At 73.7% G+C, this 15,796-nt stretch carries 12 protein-coding genes and 1 tRNA gene; 7 read left to right on the forward strand and 6 right to left on the reverse strand.

From position 1 onward, the window contains the following. Nucleotides 1-113 precede the first annotated feature (113 nt). Both IFT72_RS12395 and IFT72_RS12400 read left to right on the forward strand, forming a co-directional pair. Complete coding sequence (locus IFT72_RS12395; RefSeq protein ID WP_192046628.1) at nucleotides 114-1,595, forward strand: LCP family protein; 1,482 nt, start codon at nucleotides 114-116, stop codon at nucleotides 1,593-1,595. 183 nt (nucleotides 1,596-1,778) lie between these two features. Further along, the gene (locus IFT72_RS12400; protein ID WP_192046629.1) at nucleotides 1,779-5,768 is read left to right on the forward strand and encodes an Ig-like domain-containing protein; all 3,990 of its coding nucleotides are present in this window, start codon (nucleotides 1,779-1,781) and stop codon (nucleotides 5,766-5,768) included. Between the two features lie 115 nt (nucleotides 5,769-5,883). Here the strand turns inward: IFT72_RS12400 and IFT72_RS12405 are convergent, their stop codons facing one another. Beyond that, nucleotides 5,884-6,564: a response regulator transcription factor gene (locus tag IFT72_RS12405; protein WP_185231272.1), complete on the reverse strand. Its 681-nt coding sequence runs from the start codon at nucleotides 6,562-6,564 to the stop codon at nucleotides 5,884-5,886. 117 nt (nucleotides 6,565-6,681) lie between these two features. On the opposite strand from IFT72_RS12405, the gene IFT72_RS12410 reads away from it, so the two are divergent. Further along, nucleotides 6,682-6,960: a GlsB/YeaQ/YmgE family stress response membrane protein gene (locus IFT72_RS12410; protein WP_056052134.1), complete on the forward strand. Its 279-nt coding sequence runs from the start codon at nucleotides 6,682-6,684 to the stop codon at nucleotides 6,958-6,960. 75 nt (nucleotides 6,961-7,035) lie between these two features. On the opposite strand, the gene IFT72_RS12415 is transcribed toward IFT72_RS12410, so the two are convergent. The 3 genes from IFT72_RS12415 to IFT72_RS12425 are packed head-to-tail and all read right to left on the reverse strand — an operon-like array spanning nucleotide 7,036 to nucleotide 9,907. After that, nucleotides 7,036-7,899, reverse strand: coding sequence for a phosphatase PAP2 family protein (locus IFT72_RS12415; RefSeq protein WP_056052137.1), 864 nt, complete (start codon nucleotides 7,897-7,899; stop codon nucleotides 7,036-7,038). 35 nt (nucleotides 7,900-7,934) lie between these two features. Then, on the reverse strand, nucleotides 7,935-9,314 hold the full coding sequence (locus IFT72_RS12420) for an MFS transporter (protein WP_192046630.1): 1,380 nt from the start codon (nucleotides 9,312-9,314) through the stop codon (nucleotides 7,935-7,937). Beyond that, nucleotides 9,311-9,907 carry a helix-turn-helix domain-containing protein gene (locus IFT72_RS12425; protein WP_056052140.1) on the reverse strand — a complete coding sequence of 199 codons (597 nt, stop codon included), beginning with the start codon at nucleotides 9,905-9,907 and terminating at the stop codon, nucleotides 9,311-9,313. The genes IFT72_RS12420 and IFT72_RS12425 overlap by 4 nt, the downstream gene beginning before the upstream one ends. Nucleotides 9,908-10,036: 129 nt before the next feature. Between IFT72_RS12425 and IFT72_RS12430 the strand changes: the two genes are divergently transcribed. Both IFT72_RS12430 and IFT72_RS12435 read left to right on the forward strand, forming a co-directional pair. Beyond that, entirely contained in the window at nucleotides 10,037-10,309 is a 273-nt protein-coding gene (locus tag IFT72_RS12430; RefSeq protein WP_056052142.1) for a hypothetical protein, read from the forward strand. Between the two features lie 87 nt (nucleotides 10,310-10,396). After that, nucleotides 10,397-10,469: transfer RNA gene (locus tag IFT72_RS12435), tRNA-Arg, on the forward strand. Nucleotides 10,470-10,742: 273 nt separating this feature from the next. On the opposite strand, the gene IFT72_RS12440 is transcribed toward IFT72_RS12435, so the two are convergent. Both IFT72_RS12440 and IFT72_RS12445 read right to left on the reverse strand, forming a co-directional pair. Further along, nucleotides 10,743-11,972: an acyl-CoA dehydrogenase family protein gene (locus IFT72_RS12440; protein WP_056052145.1), complete on the reverse strand. Its 1,230-nt coding sequence runs from the start codon at nucleotides 11,970-11,972 to the stop codon at nucleotides 10,743-10,745. Between the two features lie 24 nt (nucleotides 11,973-11,996). Continuing rightward, entirely contained in the window at nucleotides 11,997-12,623 is a 627-nt protein-coding gene (locus IFT72_RS12445) for an AmiS/UreI family transporter (RefSeq protein ID WP_192046631.1), read from the reverse strand. Nucleotides 12,624-12,944: 321 nt separating this feature from the next. On the opposite strand from IFT72_RS12445, the gene IFT72_RS12450 reads away from it, so the two are divergent. Both IFT72_RS12450 and IFT72_RS12455 read left to right on the forward strand, forming a co-directional pair. Then, nucleotides 12,945-13,922, forward strand: coding sequence for a LacI family DNA-binding transcriptional regulator (locus tag IFT72_RS12450; protein WP_307803420.1), 978 nt, complete (start codon nucleotides 12,945-12,947; stop codon nucleotides 13,920-13,922). A 238-nt stretch (nucleotides 13,923-14,160) separates the two neighbouring features. Then, nucleotides 14,161-15,720 (forward strand): sugar ABC transporter ATP-binding protein, encoded by a 1,560-nt coding sequence (locus IFT72_RS12455; RefSeq protein ID WP_244634509.1) that lies wholly within the window; start codon nucleotides 14,161-14,163, stop codon nucleotides 15,718-15,720. Nucleotides 15,721-15,796 lie beyond the last annotated feature (76 nt).

Genomic DNA, 15,796 nt, shown 5'->3' on the forward strand with positions numbered 1-15,796 from the left:
TTCGCCGGCGAGGACGGGGTGCCTGCCGCTCGGCCGGCGCCGAGCCCGCCCTCGGCAGCCGCGCCGGCGGCCCGGCTATGCTCGCCCGACCACGAGCCGGCGCGGGGGAGCACATGGCAGGGACCGACCACGACGAGCACGTCGAGCACGACGACCCCGACCACGCCGTCGAGCACGACGACCCCGTCGACCCCGTCGACCCCGACCACGCCGTCGAGCACGACGACCCCAATCACGCCGTCGACCCCGTCGACCCCGACGGCGACGACCGCGACCCGGCCGCGCGCGGTGCCGCTCGCGGCCGCGGCGTCGCCCGGCACGGACGGCTGCGTCGTCACGGCCCGTGGCGCGGGCTCGCCGCGGGCGTGGGCCTGGTCGCGGCGGTCGCCGTGGCGGGTGCGACGTCCCTCGCGGCCGTCGCCACCTGGCAGGTGCTCGACGGGGCGCCTCCGCCCGTCAGCCTCGCCGCTCCCGGAGCGACCTCGTCGCCGCCGCCCGCCCTCACCGCGCAGTCGGGCGAGGTGACGCTGCTGCTCGTCGGGTCGGACACCCGTGAGGGGCAGGGGGTCGCCTACGAGGACGCCGCGAACCAGGCGGCGAGCGTGGGCGTGGGCAAGAACGACTCGACCGTGCTCGTGCGCATCAACGCCGACCACACGGCGATGGCCGTCGTCAGCTTCCCGCGCGACCTGCTGCTGCCGATCCCGGCCTGCACGAACGACGAGGGCGGCGTCACCCCGGCGAGCTCGCGGGCGATGCTCAACACGGCGCTCGAGCGCGGCGGACGCGAGCACGGCCTCGCCTGCGTGGCCGCCACGATCGGGCAGCTGACCGGGCTGCAGGTCGACTACGCCGGCTCGGTCGAGTTCGACGGCGTCGTCGCCATGGCCGACGCCGTCGGCGGGGTCGAGGTGTGCCTGGCGACCCCGCTGCGCGACGACGACGTCGACCCGGCGCTCGACCTCCCGGCCGGCACGCGGGTGCTGACGGGCAGCGAGGCGGGCTCCTTCCTGCGCTCGCGACACGGCGTGGGCGACGAGAGCGACCTCGCCCGCGTCAGCAACCAGCAGACCTTCCTCTCGGCGCTCGCCCGGCAGACGGTGTCGGCGGGCACGCTGACCGACCCCGCCGCGGTGCTCCGCCTCGCGACCGTCGCGTTCGACTCGATGACCCTAAGCGACACCCTCGCCGACCCCGCCACCCTGGCGCGGATGGCCCTGGCGATCGACACCGTCGGCCTCGACCAGATGGTCTTCGTCACCTACCCGGTCGTCGACGACCCCAGCGACCCGAACCGGGTCGTCGAGGCCACCGAGCCCGCGGCGGTGCTCAAGGCCGCCCTCCAGGCCGGCCAGCCGATCGAGCTCGCGGAGGACAGCCTCGGGCGGTCGGCCGTGCTCGACCCCGCGGCGCCCGCGGTGCCCGCACCGCCCGCCGCGGAGCAGCCGGGCGCCCCCGTCGGGTCGACCGACCCGGCCTACCCCACGGCCACGGCCCCGGCCACGGCGGCGCCCGCGCCGCTGCCGGCCGCCGAGCTGCCCTCCTCCGTCTCGGGCCAGAGCGCCGACCAGGTCACCTGCGCCGCGAAGGGCTGACCGGAGCGGCGCCTCGGTGCGTGACGGGGCCCGGGCCTGGCCGATCGGCGGTGCAGCCTGCGCAGATCGGACGCCGCCCCTTCCGATGTTTGCGCAAACACCGTACGCTCCCGTTCGGGGGTCGACGACGACCGCCCGGTCGCCGTCAGGGGCGACCGTCAGCACGACAGAGGGGCTGCATCGATGACGATGCGACGATCACGATCTGTAGTACGACGAGCACTCGCGGGGGCGAGCGTCACGGCGCTCGCGGCCGTGGGGCTGGTCACCGGGCTCCCGCCCGCCGACACCGCAGCGGCCGCGGCGACCGCCGAGGGGGTGACCATCACGCCGAACCCCTGGTACGCGGGCGACCCGTTCCAGGGCTGGGGCACCAGCCTCGTCTGGTTCGCCAACGCCACGGGCGGCTACCCGGAGGAGCTCCGCGAGGACCTCTACCAGGCCGTCTTCGGCGAGGAGGGGCTCGACCTCAACATCGCCCGGTACAACATCGGCGGCGGCAACGCGACCGACGTCGTCGACTACCTCCGCGCGGGCGGAGCGGTCGACGGCTGGTGGGCGCCCGACGCCGACGGCGGCGAGGGCACCTACGGGGGCGCCTCCACCGCGTACGCGGACCGCGAGGCCGTGCGCCAGGCCTTCGACCCCGACGACCTGTCGCAGTACGACCTCGACGCCGACGCCACGCAGCGCTGGTGGGTGGACCGCCTCGCGGCCGACGACCAGATCACGCACTGGGAGACGTTCGCGAACTCCGCGCCGTACTTCATGACCGAGAGCGGCTACGTGTCGGGCGGGTTCGACTCGACGGCGCAGCAGCTGAAGACGGCCTCCGAGGCCGACTTCATCACGTACCTCACGCGGGTCACCGAGCAGCTCGAGCAGGCCTCGGGCATCGAGGTCGAGTCGATCGACCCGTTCAACGAGCCGAACACGAACTACTGGGGCACGACGATCCGGAACGGACAGCCGACCGGTCGCCAGGAGGGCATGCACGTCTCGCCCGACCAGCAGGTGCGCATGATCGCCGACCTGCAGGCCGAGCTCGCCGAGCCCGGCACGACCACCGACGCGATGATCGCGGCGATGGACGAGACCAACCCCGGCATCTTCGCGACCAACTGGGCGGCCTACCCCCAGGAGGCACGGGACGCGGTCGGGCGCATGAACGTCCACACCTACGGCACCAGCGGCCGCCTCACCGTCCGCGACCTCGCGAAGCAGGCGGACTCGCCGCTCTGGATGAGCGAGATCGAGGGCAGCTGGGTGAACGGCTGGGACCCCTCGAACATCGAGAACGGCCTCGGCATGGCCGGCCGCGTGGCGGACGACCTCCGCGAGCTCGAGCCCGACGCCTGGGTGCTCTGGCAGCCCGTCGAGGACCTCTACAACATGGAGCCGCAGGGCGAGGACCTCAACTGGGGCTCGATGTTCATCGACCTCGACTGCGTGCCCGTCACCGAGGGCGGCGTCGAGGTCTGGAAGAGCGAGCGCCGCGTCGCCGACGCGGGGGGCGACTCCACCGCCGTCGAGCCCTGCTCGGTGAAGGTGAACTCCAAGTTCTCCGCGCTCCGCAACTTCACGAAGTTCATCCAGGAGGGCGACCGCCTGGTCGCCGTCGACGACGTCGACACCACCGCGGCCGTGCGCCCCGACGGTGACGGCGCCACGCTCGTGCACCGCAACACGACCGACGCCCCCCGCACCGTCACGCTCGACCTGTCGCGCTTCGGCGCGATCGCCGACGGCGCGGCCGTCACGCCGTACACGACCACCGAGGCGCCCGAGGACGCCGAGGTCACGTCGACCGGCGTCGTCCCCGGCACCCCGGTGGCCGTCGACGTCGCCCGCGGCACCGCGACCCTGACGGTGCCCGCGAAGTCGGTCACCACCTTCGAGGTCGCCGGCGTCTCCGGCGTCGCCGCCGACGCCCCCGCGGTGCTCGACGGCCACGACTACCAGTTCGTCGGCGTGCAGAGCGGCAAGGCCCTCAGCACGGGCACCGGCACCGGTGCGGCCACGACCCTCACCTCGTCGGCGACCACGACGGAGGCGGCGGGGCGGCAGTCCTGGACGGCCCGCACCGTGCCCACCGAGTCCGGCGACGAGCGCCGGGTCACCCTCCGGGCCGCCGACGGCCGCTACCTCGCGGCGACCTCCCGCGGCACCGAGCTGAGGAGCGTCGACGCGGCCACCGCGGCCGGCGACCCCGCCTCGCGCTGGTGGGTCACCACGACCGACGGATCGACCTTCTCGCTGGTCGGCGAGGGAGTCGCGCAGTCGCTGGACGTGAACGGACAGTCCTCCGCAGAGGGCGCGGGCGTCGGCGTCTACGGCTCGAACGGCGGCGCGAACCAGCGCTGGGTCGTGCGTGACCTGGAGCCGGCCGTCGGGCAGACCGTCGCGCTCCGGACCGACGTGGGCGTGCCTCCGGCGCTCCCCGCCACGGTCGTGGCCGGCTACTCGTGGGGCTCCGGCGCCGCGGCGAGCGTCGTCTGGGGCGCGGTCGACGCCGCGGCCTGGCAGACGCCCGGCCGCGTCGAGGTCGGCGGCACCGCCACCGACGTGTTCGGCCGCGAGTTCGCGGTCACGGCGCTCGTCGACGTCGGCGGCCTGACCGTCACCGACCCCGTGTCGCTCACCGTCGCGGTGGGCAGCGCGGTCGAGGGGGTCGTCGCGGCCCTGCCCGAGACCGTGCCCGCCCGGGTCGGCGCCTCGGAGCAGACCTTCGACGTGCCCGTCACCTGGAGCTCGTCGAGCCTCACTGCCGACGACCTCGCCCGGCCCGGCGTCGTCACGCTGGTCGGCACGGCGACGGTCGACGGCGGCGACCTGCCCGCCGAGGTCTCGCTGATCGTCACCACGGCGACCCTGCGCAACTTCGCCCCCGACCAGGGAGTCGCGGCCTCGGCCTCGTCGACCGAGTCGGGCTACCCCGCCGACCGCACCCGCAACGGGGTGTCGGGCGACAAGGGCTGGTCGAACTGGGTGTCGTCGGGCAAGCCCGCGCAGAGCTGGCTGCAGTACTCGTTCGACGCTCCCCGCGACGTCTCGCGGGTGACCGTCCAGTTCTACCCGGACGGCTCGGCCACCAGCTGGGCCCAGACGATCCAGCTGCAGCAGCGGGCGACCGACGGCAGCTGGCAGCCGCTGCCGGGCTACGAGACGCCGCAGCCCGTCGCGGTGCCGACCGCCGGCGCCCCCGTCGTGACGGCGGAGTTCCCGACGGTGACCACCTCGGGCGTCCGCGTCGTGATGGACGCCTACGCGAACACGCACCTCACCGTGAGCGAGGTGCAGCTCTTCGAGCCGGTCGCCTCCGACTCGTCGGTGAGCACGGCCGCGACCCTGCGCCTCGACGGCGTCGAGGTCGAGGGCTTCGACTCCGCCACGTCGGCCTACGCGGCGACGGTGCAGGGCGAGCGCTGGCCGCTCGTCTCCGCGATCGCCACCGACACGACGGCCGACGTGGTCGTCGAGCAGGCGTCGGAGGCCACCGACGGCGTCGCCACGGTGACGGTCACCTCGCCCGACGGCACGACCACGACGACCTACACGGTCGACGTGACGCGCCAGGTCGCGCTGGGCTCCGTCGTCGTCACCGGCGAGGCGCGCGTCGGGTCGGAGCTGCGCGTCGTCGCGGTCGCCGACCCGGGCGAGGCCGAGCTGACGGCCGAGTGGCTGCTCGACGGCGAGCCCGTGGCCCCGGCCGCGGCGCCCGGCGACGAGCCCGCGACCCGCGCCGCCGCACCGGTCGAGAGCGCGACCTTCGTCGTGCCGGCCGGGTCGGAGGGCCGTGTGCTGAGCGTGCGGGTCACCGCCCGCGCGGCCGGCTTCGCCGACTCGGAGCCCGTCACGAGCGACGGCGTCACGGTGCTCGCCGCACCGGTCGACCCGCCCGTGGGCGGCACGGACCCCGGCGCCGGGACGCCCGGCACGCCCGGCACGCCCGGCGGCACGGCCCCCGGGGCCGGAGCGGGTGCCGGCACCGGAGCGGGTGCCGGGACCGGAGCCGGAGCGGGCGCGACCGACACCGCCGCCCGCGCCGAGGCCCGCCGCCTCGCGATGACCGGCTCGGGCCCGGCGCTCGGCGTCGCGCTCACGGCGGCGCTCGCGCTGCTCACGCTCGGCGGGGCGCTCGTCGCCCGCCGTCGGGGGCGCGCCGCCGAGTAGCGGACAGCACCACCTCAGGGAGGCGCGGGTCGGGCACCAGCCCGGCCCGCGCCTCCTGCGCTGTGCTCCGCGCTCGTGCCCCCCGCGCCGCACCTCCCGTGCCGCGCCGCCGGCCTCAGGGCCCGCCGAGCCAGTGGTCGATGCGGTGGTGGTCGGGCGTGAACCCGTTCTGCACGCCCCAGAGCACCGCCTGGGTGCGGCTCGTCGCGCCGATGCGGCGGTACACCGAGCGGATGTACGACTTGACCGTGTTGGGGCTGAGGTACGTGAGCGCGGCGACCTCGGCGTTGCTCTTGCCCTGGGTGATGAGGGCGAGGATCTCGCTCTCACGGTCGGTGATGCCCTCCTTCTTGCCCGGCCAGTCGAGGCCCGGCGCGCTGGGGGCCCGGTGCCGGACGTCGCTGACGACGAGCTCGCCGCGGTGCACCGCCTCGAGCGCCTCGACGAGCTCGCGGGCCCCGAGGGTCTTCGAGAGGTAGCCGTGCACGCCCTGCGCGAGGGCCGACTCCACCAGCTCGGGGTGGAAGTTCCAGGTGTAGACGACGACGCGACGCGCGGAGGGGTTCGCGACGAGGGCCGCGAGCTCGTGGTGGTCGGACTCGGGCTGCGCGAACGAGTCGTAGAGCACGATGTCGACGCTGTCGGAGAGCGAGGTGGTCGCGTCGATCTCGGCGACCGTCACGCGGTCGCGGTACTGGTCGAACATGTGGGCGAGGCCGGTCAGCACGACGTCGTAGTCGTCGACGAGGGCGACGGTGATGTAGCTGGTCTGGACGGGCAGCTCCGCGGTGGTCATGGGCTCACCATCCCACCCCGAGGGGTGTGCCGCCACACCTTCAGGGGTGGTCTGCTGTGACACGGCGACAGCACGGCACCGACGGTGCCGGTCGCCGCCCCCTAGAAGGAGAACACCATGCTCGGTCTCATCGTCAGCCTGCTCGTCATCGGCCTGGTCGCCGGCTTCATCGCCCGCGCCGTCGTCCCCGGGAAGCAGAACCTCTCGATCGTCGCCACGATCGTGCTCGGCGTCGTCGGCTCGTTCGTCGGCGGGCTGCTCGGCTTCCTGCTCTTCCAGCACGACCCGACCGACGGCTTCTTCCAGCCCGCCGGCATCATCGGCTCGATCATCGGCGCCATCGTCGTGCTCGTGATCTGGGTGTCGGTCTCCGGTCGTCGCGGCGCTCGCCGCTGACCTCCGCTCGTCGCACCTCCAGGCCCCGCTCGGCACGCGCCGCAGCGGGGTCTGCGCGTCGTGCGGGGGCGCGGCTCAGAGCCGGCGGTCGAGCTTCCAGGCCAGCCAGCCCGTGACCAGCACCACCCCGGCCGCGGCGAGGCGGGCGCCCATCAGCACCCCGTCGCCGGTCGACGTGGTGACGCTCATGTCGCTGCCGATGCCGATGCCCCAGGTCGCTCCCGACGCGGCCAGGCAGACGACGAGGGCGAGGCCCAGGACGCCCGACGTGACTCCGTGCGCCTTGGTGCCGACGGACTCGTCGCGGCCCCGACGGTCGCCCGTGTAGCGGGCGGCGACCCCGCGGACCACGCCCAGCCAGAGCAGCGCCACCGCGCAGGCGCCGACCACGTCGCTGCAGCGGTGCCAGCCGTAGGCGACGGTCTGCTCGGCGACGATCGCCGCGAAGGCGGTCGCCACGACGTACACGACGGGCCGCGAGCGACGGCCGAAGGCGGTGAGCACGGCGAACATGGCGGCCACGGCGACCGTGGTGTGGCCGCTCGGGAAGCTGTTGGCGTACACGTCGCCCGTGAGCTCGGGGCGCGGCACGACGATCTTGAGCACCTGCGTGGTCACCGTGGCGCCGATGACGAGGGCGCCGGCCTGGAGCGCGGCCCCGGGGCGACGGCGCGCGAACGCGACGAGCATCGTCACGCCGACGACCAGCATCAGGGCCGAGGGCGAGATGGCGTCGAGGGCCGAGCCGGACTGCAGCAGCGTGTCGCCGTCGACCGAGCGGAGGATGCTGTCCTCCATCGCCTGGCCGGTCGGCGTCAGGACAGCGACGACGTACACGCCGACGAGGCCCGCGGCCGAGAGGCCCGAGGTCAGCATCCACCGGTGGGCCACGCGACGGCGGACGGCCGTGCTGGCTCGGGCGGTGGTCGATGCGGTCACGGGACCATGGAACAACACCGCCCCTGGAAGCAGCCTCACACCGACCTCCCAGAGCCCGGAGTGCGGGCGGACTCACAGGCTGCCGGGGCGCGCTCCATCTCCCGCCACGCGCCTCCCGCCAGGGGAGAGAGCGTCACGACGACGTAGACGGCGGCGACGACGCCGAACGCCACGGCGAGGCCGACCGTGTCGGCGGCGACGCCCCCGAGCAGTGCCCCGATCGGCACCCCCGCCCACGCCCCGGCCGTGATCAGCCCGAAGACCCGGGCCCTCAGGTGCTCGGGCACGCGCTCCAGCTCCACCGCGCCCAGGATGGGGTTGATCGCCCCCGCCGCCAGCCCGGAGACCGCCGTGGCCGCGACGAGCCACGCCAGCGGCAGGTCGAGCGCGAACGCGGCCGACGAGGGGCCGCCCGCGAGGGCGAAGCAGACCGCGAACGTGACGCGACGAGGCACGCGGTGGGCCACCAGGCCGAAGCCCACGCTGCCCACGAGGGCGCAGCCGCCCATCACCGCGACGATCAGCCCGAGCGCGGCGGCGCCGCCCAGCCGGTCGTCGGCGTAGATCGGCAGCAGCGTCGAGCTGCGGGCGGCGTCGAGCAGGTTCGTCACCAGCACCAGGGCGACCACGAGGCGCATCAGCCGGTCGCGGGCGACGAACCGGGCCCCCTCCGCCAGGTCGGTCCAGAAGGAGGCGCGGTCCGCGTCCGTCTGCCCTGCCGCACCCGCCGTCGACGAGCCGGCCCGTGACCCCGCCGTCGCTCGCGGCACCAGCAGCAGCGTCAGCAGCGCCGAGACCGCGAACGACGCCGCGTCGACGACGAGCGTGCCGAGGGGCCCGAGCAGGGCGACGAGCAGGCCCGCGAGCGTGGCGCCGACGAGCTTCGCCAGCCGCTCCGAGCCGTCGAGGAACCCCACGCTCCGTTCGAGGCGCACCCCGGCCGCCGTCGAGAGGGACGGCAGCATGACGCGGCGAGCGGTCTGCCCCGGGGCGTCGAACAGGCCGCTGACGAAGACGAGGGCGAGCAGTGCCCAGAACGGCAGGCCGACCGTCACGGCGAGGACGGGCACCGCCAGCACCGTGACGCCGCTGACGACGTCGGCGACCACGGCGCTCCGACGGTGACCGACGCGGTCGGCGACGACGCCGCCCAGCGGCCCGCCGACGACGACGGGGAGGGTCGCGGCGAGGGCGGCCACGCCGACCTCGACCCCGCTGCCGCCGGTGCCGAGCACGTAGAAGGGGACGGCGAACGAGGTGACCACGTTGCCCGTCTGGCTGACCGCGTGGGCGGCCAGGAGGGCGGTCAGGGCCGTGCGGGGGCGGGCGTGGGGCGCGGTGTGCGCCGCCTCCCCGGTGCCTCCGTCGGCCGCTGCGGGCTCCGAGGCGCCGGCCGGGACCCTCGGCTCCCTCACGGCGCCGTGGGCCGCCGGTACGCCTGGTGGGCCCAGGTGACGTGCTCGACCGCGGGGTCGCCGGGCTCGTGGGCGGCGGAGACGTCGAGCCACCTCTCGGTGAGCCCCTCGAGCTCGTCGCGCAGGGCGGCGAGCTCGTCGACGGTGAGCCGGAGGGTGCGGTCGCCGAGCGCGGCCGCGGCGACCCACTCGCGGGGGAGGGACGGCGCCTCGTCGAGGTAGCGCCCGTACTGCGCGGCGAGCACCTGCGCGATCGAGCGCTGGAACGCGGTGGACGCGGAGGCCCGCTCGGGGTCGTCGAGCATGTCGGCCGGCTCCCACGCGGTCAGGTCGCTCGTGGCCCGCCACCAGCGTTCACGGCGGTCGGGCCCCTGGCCGTCGGCCTGCTCGATCAGGCCGACCGCGGCGAGCTTGCCGAGGTGGTAGCTGAGGGTGCCGGGGGCCTCGTCGACGACGTCTGCGAGGAGGGCGGCGGTCTGCGGGCCGCGCTCGCGGAGGAGCCCGAGGAGGCGCAGCCGAGTGGGGTGCGCCAGAGCACGCAGCGAGGCGGCGTCGGTGAGCTCGGCACGGCGGTCGGGCACGCGAGGGGTCATGGGCTCGACCTTAGATGCGCAAGAAGTGTTGCGCAATGCCTCTTGTGCATGACGAGCCCGTGTCTGAGACGGGCCGCAGTCGAGGGAGCAGACTCGACCTCACATGACCCGAGCCACAGGAGGCACGCCATGACGAGCACCAACACGAACGAGCCGCACCAGGGCGGCGTCACCGACGAGACCGCCGAGTTCGGCGACCGCACCCGCGTGCCCGTCGCGGGCAGCACCGAGAACCACGGCGACGTCGAGACCGACGAGGGCGCCGAGCGCGGCACCGCCCACCTCAACGGCCGCGACGCGACCGGCGACGTGATGGACCGCAGCGGCACCGTCGACTCCGGCGACGTCGACCGGCTGCTCGGCGAGCGCAAGGACGACGACGAAGGGCCGCGCGCTCCGTAGCCCGCCCCGAGCCGGGCCCGGTCGCCTCGATTGGCGAGCGGGCCCGAGCTCGTGTATGGTTTCCTCTGGCCGTTCGGCCGGAGAAATGCGCCTGTAGCTCAACGGATAGAGCATCTGACTACGGATCAGAAGGTTGGGGGTTCGAGTCCCTCCAGGCGCACGAGATCAAGAAAAGCCCCTGCCCTACACGGCAGGGGCTTTTCTCGTTCTCGGTGCTCGTCTGGCCGCCTGCCGGCGGCGTGCCGGTGGCGCTCCGCGCACCGGCGGGGGCGACGGCGCTTCGCGCGTCGCACAGACGGGGCGACGGCGCTTCGCGCGTCGGCGGAAGGGCGGGACGGCGGTCCGGGTGTCCGTCCGGGAGGAACGTCGTGGCCTTGCTCGACGGTCGAGGGCGCCTGCCTGCGGCAGGTCGCGGGAAGGAGGCGTTGGCCGGTCAGCGGCGGGTCGCGCCGATGGCCCAGACCCGTGGCGGCTGGGCGTCGTTGACGGCGTGGTCGCCGACGATGCGTGCCTTGAACACCCACGGGTTGTGGCTGCCGGCGGTCCGGGCGTTGCGCCAGTGCCGGTCCAGGTTCTTCGTGCTGCTCACGCCGGATGCCGCCAGCGCGTCGAACAGGTGCGAGGTCGCCTGTGTCGCGAGCGACGTCAGCGCGACCTGCGCCTGCGCGGTAGCGAGCTCGGCGCGGTCGTTCCTCCGCTCGTCCTCGGTCTCGTCCAGGAAGGCTCCCTCGTAGGCGCCTTGGAGGGCCTGCGCGGCGCGGTCGACGATCGCCTGTGCGGCGAAGCCGGCGGCTGAGACCTCGCCGACGACCTGCAGGATCTGCGGGTCGGCGGCGAAGGTGTCGGCGTTGCCGTGCGAGAACACGCGGGTGCGGTTCCTGACCTCGACCGCGATCTCCCTCTCGGCAGCTACGACGGAGCCCGCGAGGACGCTCAGCAGGACGGCCTGGTAGAAGGCCGTCTGGTACTTGAAGCGCTCGTCGAACAGCACGACGTCGTCGGCGCCGACACGGGCGTCGCGGAAGGTGCTCGTGCCCGAGCCCGTCGTCCGCTGTCCGAACCCGTCCCAGTCGTCGGTGTGGGCGACGCCGTCCTGGTGGGCGTCGACGATCGCGATGACCCGGTCGCCGGTGTCGGTGCGTTCGGCGTACGTGTCGATCCAGTCGGCGAAGATGCTGCCGGTGGAGTAGTACTTCTGCCCGGTGATGCGGAATCCGCCGTCCGGGTCGGGGCTGACCTTCGTCGTGACGTCGCCGACCTGCACCGTGCCCACCTCGGTCCAGGAGTTCCCGGCGATCTCGCCGCGGCCGAACCGTTCGAGCCAGACCTCGCGCGGCCCGGACCGGGCGACGAGGCGGTCCTCGACGAGGGCGAAGTGGCCACGCAGGGCCTGGGGGATGTTGCTGTCCGCCGCCGCGAGCTCGGTGAGCAGCTGGAACAGCTGGGGGAGGGTGGCGCCGGAGCCCCCGAACTCGACGGGGACACGGAGGGCTCCGAAGCCCGCGTCGGCGAGCTCGCGGATCTCGGCCACGGGGAGGCGGTGCTCACGGTCGCGTTCCGCGGCGCCGGCAGCGATGCGGTCGAAGAGAGGGCGGAAACGCGCGGACAGCGCCTCGTCCGCGGGTACCGCGGTGGTGACGGATGCGGTGGTCGTCGTGGTCATGGGTCTCGGTTCCGTTCTGTTGGGTCAGGCAGCGGCAGGGGCGGGCGTGTGTTCCGGCTGGGGACGTGTGGCGGCTCGGCGGGTGGGCAGGGCGGCACCGCCGAACACCCCGCCGAGCGCCAGGAGCGCAGTCGTCGTGGCGATCGAGCCCGTCGGCCAGTGCCCGGTGAGGCCGAGGAGCGCGGGGACCGTGGTGGTCACCTGGCTCGCGAGGACGAGGGCCCACCCGGTGTAGGTGCCGATCGCTGATCGGCCGAGGGCGAGCAGGACGAAGAACAGCGCCCAGAGCGCCGCCCATCCAGCCCAGAGCACGGCGAGGACAGGGTCGTCCGCGACGTGGACGACCGCGAAGGCGACGGCGAGAGCGGCGACCAGGCCGCAGAACCAGCCCAGGCCCACGGCGCCGAGGCCGAGGAGGGAGTCCACGCCGACGTAGAGGTAGGTGACGCCGAACAAGAAGGTGCCCGAGATCCCGAAGAGGGCAGGCAGGGAACCGTCGGCCGACACGGCCACGGCTACGCAGAGGACGAGCTGCAGACCGCCGATCAGGACGTTGAACACGCCACTGTCCCGGCCGGGCACGCGCCCGAGCAGAGTGAGGCCGTTGACCAAGAGAGCGGCCCCGGAGAGGACCAGACAGATGAGCGCCATGCGGCGACCTTGGCACCGTCCGCCCCGTGGCCGCTGTCGTGTGTCCGATCATGTCCGTCCGCTACGCCCTGTGACGGCGGTGCCCCTCGCGGCACGTCCGCCGATCTGCTGGCCACGGACAGCCAGCAGATCGAACTGGCGAGGCAGCGAGGCATCGAGGCACGACGTTCGGCGGAGTCAGCGAGGCCCCCAGTACACTGGGCCAGCGCCATTGAACGACGTCCACGCCGGCGCAGATGACGCCAAGCTGCGTTGCAGAGCGTGCAGGATGGAGTCTGGGTGAGCGTCAGAGGCGGCGGTGAGCGTCTCGGTCTTCGCGAGGTGGCCGAGCGTGCGGGTGTGTCGCACATGACCGTGTCCCGCGTGCTGAACGGTCACCCGCAGGTCAAGGAGTCCACGCGCCAACGCGTGCTCGAGGTCGTCGCCGAGCTCGACTTCCGGCCCAACAGCGCTGCGCGCGAGCTCGTCACGCAGCGGGCTCTCCGGATCGGCGTGCTGATCGAGAGCGCCGTCGAGTTCGGCCCCTCGAGCATCCTTCGGGCCATCGAGCGATCAGCGCGTGACAGCGGGTACTCCGTGGCCTCGTTCGCGCTCCGCGACGACTCCGCGACGCCCGAGGAGGCCGTCCGCCACCTCACGGGCCAGGGCATCGACGCGCTCTGCGTGGTCGCTCCGCGCTCGTCGTCCGTGGCCGTGCTCCGGACCATCACGACGGGGCTGCCGACCCTGGTCGTCAAGGCCGAGAAGGACCCGGCCTTCCTCACGGTCTCGGTCGACCAGGCCGCGGGCACGAAGCTGGCCGTCGATCACCTCGCGTCGCTCGGTCACCGCGACGTCCTCCACCTCTCCGGGCCCCTCGACTGGTTCGACGCGCGCGCTCGCGAGCGTGCCTTCCACACGCGGACCCGGGCCTGGGGCATGCACGAGAGACCCATCGTGATCGGCGACTGGTCGAGCGACTTCGGTTACGACTTCGCCCGCGGGCTCGCTGGTGTCCCCGAGTACACAGCGGTGTTCGTGGCGAACGACGAGATGGCGCTCGGGGTGATCCACGGCCTCCACGACCGTGGCATCCGCGTGCCGGAGGACCTCAGCGTCGTCGGCTTCGACGACCTGCCCGTCTCGCGCCACTTCCTCCCGCCGCTCACGACCGTGCGGCAGGACTTCCCGGCGCTCGGGTCGCTCGTGGTGGACGTCCTCATCGCAGCGATCGAGGGCCGCGAGATCCCGCAGAACAGCCGGATCCCTGCCGAGCTCGTCGTGCGCGACTCCAGCGCGGCTGCGCGCCAGATGGGCTGACATGGCCATCTGAGGTAATCAAGCTCGTCGCCGTTCGCCCGCGTGCATCCCGACAGCTACAGTCGTGCACGTCGGGCACCGCCCGGCACGAGGCCGTCGAGGCCTCCGACCCGAGGAGCACCACGTGCGTCACGTACGGGCATCGACGACGATGCGCCCGATCGGCCCCCAGGCCGCGGGCCCGACCTGGTCCGGTCGCGGCGAGCGGCGAGACGGACCTGCCCACCCCACGGTCCAGATGCGGGGGATCACCGTCGCGTTCTCGAACGGCGTCGCACTCGACAGGGTCGACCTCGACCTCCACTCGGGCGAGGTGCATGCTCTCCTGGGCGAGAACGGAGCGGGGAAGTCCACGCTCATCAAGGCGCTGCTCGGCGTCTACCCGATCGAGGCAGGGGAAGTCTTCGTCGATGGCGAGCCCGTCCGTCTCGGCGGTCCGGCGGACGCACGGGCCCTCGGCATCCAGGCGGCGTTCCAGGAGACGCACCTGGTCGAGAACCTGAGCGTCGGCGAGAACGTGATGCTCGGCCACGAGGTGCACGGTCGCGTCGGCATCTCCTGGCGCGCCACCCACGCACGTGCCGCCACGATGCTCGCCGAGCTCGGACTCGCCGAGCTGGACCCGCGAGCCCTCCTGGCCGACCTCGCCCCCGCAAGCCGCCAACTCGTCTCCATCGCCCGCGCCATGGTCGACCGACCACGGGTGCTGGTGCTGGACGAGCCCACGTCTAGCCTCGATGCGGGCGACGTGGCGCAGCTCTTCGAGGTGATCCGCCGCCTCCGCGACCAGGGCGTCGCGATCCTCTTCGTCTCGCACTTCCTCGAGCAGGTGCTGGCACTCAGCGACCGGATGACCATCCTCCGCGGCGGCGTGAAGAAGGGTGACTACCTGCCGCACGAGATCGGCCGGGCCGAGCTCGTCGCGCGGATGATCGGGAAGGACATCGCGCACCTGCAGCGCATCGGCTCGGAGCGTCGCGCCCATCGTGTGGATCCGGTCGGCCCGCCGCTGTACCGGGCGACCGGTGTCGGGCGCCGCGGGATGTTGCGGCCGGTGGACTTCGAGCTGCACGCGGGCGAGGTCGTGGGCATCGCGGGGCTTCGCGGCTCCGGTCGGACCGAGCTCGCGCGGCTGCTCGCCGGCGCCGACCGAGCCGACGGTGGCGTGGTCACGCTCGGCGGTCGGGCCGTCGTGATCGACCGCCCCGCGGACGCACTGCGGAACCGGGTGGCGCTGTCCGCCGAGGACCGAGGGGCGGAGGGACTCATCACCGAGCTCAGCGTGCGGGAGAACATCGTCCTCGCCGTGCAGGCTCTGCGTGGGTGGGCACATCCGCTCTCCAGGGCCGAGCGCGAGGACCTCGTCGAGCGGCACATCGAGCACTTCGACATCACGCCGGCCGATCCGGCGACGCCCGCCGGCGAGCTCTCGGGCGGCAACCAGCAGAAGGTGCTGCTCGCTCGCTGGCTGGCGATCCGGCCGCGCGTGCTGATCCTCGACGAGCCGACCCGCGGCGTCGACATCGGCGCCAAGGTCGACATCCAGGCGCACATCGCGCAGCTCGCGCTCGAGGGCGTGGCCGTCGTGTTCATCTCGAGCGCGTTCGACGAGCTCGTGCGTGTGAGCGACCGGATAGTCGTGCTCAAGGACCGGGAGAAGATCGGCGAGCTGAGCAACGGGCCCGGCGTCACGGTCGACACGCTCGTGGAGCTCATCGCCGCCCCGGACGACGAGGACGACGAGGACGACTTCCCTCCGGCCTGGCCCGACGCACCCCTCCCGCGGCTGAGGCCGTAGCGCCGCTGGGGCTGACGCCGCTGTCCACCGTCGGCCAGATGTTTCTCGGAGCTCTTGTCTTCTCGAGACTGTTACC

The sequence above is a fragment of the Frigoribacterium sp. CFBP 8754 genome (assembly GCF_014841815.1).
GTDB lineage: Bacteria > Actinomycetota > Actinomycetes > Actinomycetales > Microbacteriaceae > Frigoribacterium > Frigoribacterium endophyticum.